This window comes from Homoserinimonas sp., from assembly GCF_056262345.1.
The window spans coordinates 1-4566 of the sequence record NZ_JBACFR010000051.1; the positions used below are offsets into that span (position 1 = coordinate 1).

Below are 4566 nucleotides of genomic sequence, written 5' to 3' on the forward strand. Positions count from 1 at the left end.
GCTTGTCGAGAAGCTCAAGGAGCTGTTCAACATCGGCAAGGTGCAGCCCGGTCGTTGGCTCGTCGAGAACATATACCGACCCCTTTTCGCCCATCTGGGTGGCAAGTTTGAGGCGCTGACGCTCACCGCCCGACAGGGTCGTGAGCGGCTGGCCGAGACTGATGTAGCCGAGGCCGACGTCTGTGAGGCGCTCCAGGATGGTGTGGGCGGCCGGAATGCGAGACTCCCCCTCGGCGAAGAACTCCTTAGCCTCTGAGCCTGGCATCGAGAGAACCTCGCTGATATTGCGTCCGCCGAGGGTGTACTCGAGCACCGAGGCCTGGAATCGCTTGCCCTCGCAGACCTCACACGTCGAGGCAACGCTGGCCATCACGCCAAGGTCGGTGTATATGACTCCTGCGCCGTTGCAGTTCGGGCACGCACCCTCGGAGTTCGAGCTAAAGAGCGCCGGCTTGACGCCGTTTGCCTTGGCAAATGCCTTGCGGATGGGCTCCAAAAGGCCCGTGTAGGTGGCCGGGTTGCTTCTCCGGGAGCCCTTGATGGCGCTCTGATCGATAGAAATGACCTCGTCGCTGGCAGGGATTGATCCGTGCACGAGCGAGCTCTTGCCCGACCCGGCGACCCCCGTGACGACGACCAGAACGCCGAGCGGGATGTCGACATCCACATTCTGAAGATTGTTGGCCGTCGCGCCCCGAATCTGAAGAGCTCCCGCGCGGGTGCGCACGGCATCCTTGAGTGACGCCCGGTCATCGAGGTGGCGCCCTGTGAGGGTGTCGCTCGCGCGGAGGCCTTCGACAGTTCCCTCGAAGCAGATTTCTCCTCCTGCCGTGCCAGCGCCGGGCCCGAGGTCGACAGCGTGGTCGGCGATCACGATCATCTCTGGTTTGTGCTCAACCACGAGAACCGTGTTGCCCTTATCGCGCAGTTCCAGAAGCAGGCGGTTCATGCGCTGGATGTCATGCGGATGCAGCCCGATCGTTGGCTCATCGAAGACATACGTTACGTCGGTGAGCGAGGAACCGAGGTGGCGAATCATCTTGGTACGCTGCGCCTCTCCCCCAGACAGCGTGCCAGCGGGCCTGTCGAGGGAGAGATATCCCAGCCCGATCTCGACAAAGGAGTCGAGCGTGTGCTGCAACGATGCCAACAGCGGAGCCATGGACGGCTCGTGCAGGGTGCGCACCCACTCGGCCAGGTCGCTGATCTGCATCGCGCAGACCTCGGCGATGTTGAGGCCGTTGATACGCGACGAGCGAGCGCCCTCGTTGAGGCGGGTTCCTCCACATTCCGGGCAGATCGTGAATGTGACGGCGCGGTCGACAAACGCGCGGATGTGCGGTTGCATCGCCTCACGGTCTTTGGAAAGGAACGACTTCTGCACCTTGGGGATGAGGCCCTCATAGGTCATGTTGATGTCGGAAACCTTGACCTTGACAGGCTCTTTGTAGAGAAAGTCGTTGAGTTCGCGCTTGCTGTAGTCGCGGATGGGCTTGTCTGGGTCGAGAAACCCGGAGCCCGTGAAGATCTTTACGCCCCATCCGTCGGCGGTGTAGCCCGGAATGGTGAGGGCGCCTTCGTTGAGAGATTTTGAGTCGTCAAAGAGCTGGCTGAGATCGATGTCGTTAATCGTTCCCATTCCCTCGCACCGGGGGCACATGCCACCCGTGACGCTGAACTCACGGCGTTCCTTGATCTCCCGGCCGCCCCGCTCAAGAGTCACAGCTCCGGCCCCGCTCACGGATGCCACGTTGAACGAGAACGCCTGGGGGGACCCGATGTGCGGCTCCCCCAGCCTGCTGAAGACAATGCGGAACATCGCGTTGACGTCGGTAGCCGTGCCGACGGTCGACCGTGAGTTGGCCCCCATCCGCTCTTGGTCAACGAGGATGGCCGTCGTCAACCCTTCGAGAACGTCGACGTCGGGCCGAGCCAGGTTGGGCATGAACCCCTGAACGAAGGCGCTGTATGTCTCGTTGATCATGCGCTGGGACTCGGCCGCGATCGTGCCGAATACGAGCGAACTCTTGCCGGAGCCGGAGACCCCGGTGAACACCGTTAGCCGACGCTTGGGAATCTCGAGAGTGACGTTCTTGAGGTTGTTCTCTCGCGCGCCTTGGACGCGGATCAGGTCGTGGCGATCTGCCGCATGCAGGTCGGCGGATCGAGTCTCCGCAGGATTCATGCCCAAGGTCCTCTCGCTGTTACTCGGGGGTCGACGTACCTAGGAAGTCGCTCACGTCGCCGACGTAGCGGGTGTTGTTCTCGGGAACCGGCTCAACGGCAGCAGCAGCGACCTCTGCGGCGAACTCGTTGACGTTATAGAGGCGTCCCGCCGCTTCTTTGCGGGCGCCGATGGCACCGGGGTTCGCGCGCTCGAGAAGCGTGGCGGTTATGGTGCCCTCGATCATGTCGCCGGAGACGACGACGAACTCGATGCCCTTCTCCGCGAGCTCGGGGATTTTGGCGCGAAGCGCATCCTCGCCCGCTCGCTTGCTCAGCGCGACCGGAACGTATTCCGGCATGGTCTCAACGGTGTGGATGAAGTGGGCCTGGTGACTCGTGACGAATACGACGCGAGCACCGGGAGCGAGGATCGGAACGACCGCATCGAGCAGAGCTACCTGAGCATCGCGGTTGAGCTGCATGGCGTAGTCCTCGGCCATGCCGGATTCCATGCCGCCAGACGCATTCATAACGAGGATGTCGAGACCCTCGTAGGCCTCGCGAATCGCGGCAACCATGGAGGCGACCGAATCAGCATCCGTGAGGTCTGCGCCAACGACGATGGCCTCTCCCCCGGCTGCGGCGATCTTGTCGGCGAGCTGCTGCGCCCGCTTCTCTTTGTTGCGGAAGTTAATGACCACGCGGGCGCCGGCCTCGGCGAGCATTGTGACCGTGTCGGCCCCGATTCCTCGGGATGACCCCGTGACGAGGGCGCGCTTGCCGTTGAGGGAACCGGGGGCGAGAGGGTTGGTCACGGTGATGCTCCTGAAGTCAATGCGGTATCACGGCGCTTGGGCGACGCCAGACGACACTACCAACTAGGCACTCCGCTCCGCCGCTCGGCATGCTGTCAGTGATAACTTCTGGAGACACCGACTCGCTAGGAGCCCAGGATGGACATCGTGACAGTGGACCTCACGCAATACCTCTGGATCGTGTGGCTCGTCTTTATTCTCGTGGCCGTGATCATTGAATTGTTCACGCTCGAGTTCACGTTCTTGATGATCGCCGCTGGAGGTCTCGGCGGTCTCGGCGCCAACCTGCTCGGTTGGCCGTGGTGGCTGCAGATCGCAGTGGCAGCCGTGCTCGCCGTTCTGCTTATCTTGCTCATCCGTCCCGTGCTCATAGCCAAGCTCCGCAAAGGCGAAGACACCACGCCCAGCAACCTTGCCGCGCTCATGGGCATGCAGGGCAGAGTCGTCGTCGAGATCGACGAGACGAAAGGGCAGGTGCGGCTTGCCAACGGTGAGACGTGGACCGCTCGTCTCTCTCCGCTCACCGTGTCGATGGTCGTCGCCGAGGGTGAGAATGTTGTTGTTACCGCAATAGAAGGGTCGACCGCTGTGGTTGTCCCCGTTGAAAGGACGGAATCACATGGTTGATATTTCTGCCCTTGTGGGGCAACTCTTTGTCGTTGCGCTTCTGGTGGTGCTGGGCGTTTTCGTGATTGTCGTGCTGTTCCGCGCCATCCGAATTGTTCCCCAAGCCACGGCGGCTGTCGTCGAGCGCCTCGGTCGCTACCACAAGACCCTGCAGCCGGGCCTCAACATCCTGGTGCCATTCATCGACAGGATGCGACCGCTGATCGACATGCGCGAGCAGGTCGTGTCGTTCCCGCCCCAGCCTGTGATTACCGAGGACAACCTGGTCGTCTCGATCGACACTGTCGTCTACTTTCAGGTGACGGATGCCCGGGCGGCCACGTATGAAATTGCCAACTACCTGGGTGCGGTTGAGCAGCTCACGACCACGACCCTGCGAAACGTTGTCGGTGGTCTCAACCTCGAAGAGGCCCTGACGAGCCGCGACAACATCAACGGGCAGTTGCGCATTGTGCTCGATGAAGCGACAGGCAAGTGGGGCATCCGCGTTGGTCGCGTGGAGCTGAAGGCTATTGACCCTCCCCTGAGCATTCAGGACTCGATGGAGAAGCAGATGCGGGCGGAGCGCGATAAGCGAGCCGCGATCCTGACGGCGGAAGGCACGAAGCAGGCCGCCATTTTGCAGGCCGAAGGGTCGCGCCAGGCGGCAATCCTCTCCGCTGAGGGCGATGCCAAGGCTGCCGTGCTTCGGGCACAGGGTGAGGCTGAGGCGATCACGACCGTGTTTCAGGCGATTCATGAAGGCCGACCAGACGCGCCGCTGCTCGCGTACCAGTACTTGCAGACCTTGCCAAAGATCGCTGAGGGTGAGGCGAGCAAGCTCTGGATCATTCCCTCCGAGCTCACGGAGTCGCTCAAGGGCATTGCGGAAGGATTTCTCGGCGGTGCCTCGGTGCGCGGCAGCGGATCGCCTGAACAGCAGTAGAAGACCGGAACGGAATAAGGCGCATAGTGCGTA

Annotated in this window: 4 protein-coding genes; 2 read left to right on the top strand and 2 right to left on the bottom strand. The window is 62.1% G+C overall.

Going from position 1 to position 4566, the window contains the following annotated elements:
• Together AC062T_RS02560 and AC062T_RS02565 are read right to left on the bottom strand one after the other, a co-directional pair.
• A partial coding sequence (locus AC062T_RS02560; RefSeq protein ID WP_476027111.1) for an ATP-binding cassette domain-containing protein occupies positions 1 to 2185 on the bottom strand: 2185 nt, incomplete at its 3' end.
• Positions 2186 to 2204: 19 nt separating this feature from the next.
• On the bottom strand, positions 2205 to 2981 hold the full coding sequence (locus AC062T_RS02565) for an SDR family oxidoreductase (protein WP_476027113.1): 777 nt from the start codon (positions 2979 to 2981) through the stop codon (positions 2205 to 2207).
• Positions 2982 to 3119: 138 nt separating this feature from the next.
• Here AC062T_RS02565 and AC062T_RS02570 point away from each other — a divergent pair, with 138 nt between their 5' ends.
• A complete protein-coding gene (locus AC062T_RS02570; protein WP_476027115.1) occupies positions 3120 to 3608 on the top strand; it encodes an NfeD family protein in 489 nt (162 codons plus the stop codon).
• A complete protein-coding gene (locus tag AC062T_RS02575) occupies positions 3601 to 4533 on the top strand; it encodes an SPFH domain-containing protein (RefSeq protein WP_476027117.1) in 933 nt (310 codons plus the stop codon). Before AC062T_RS02570 ends, AC062T_RS02575 begins: the two co-directional genes overlap by 8 nt.
• The last annotated feature ends 33 nt before the right edge of the window (positions 4534 to 4566 follow it).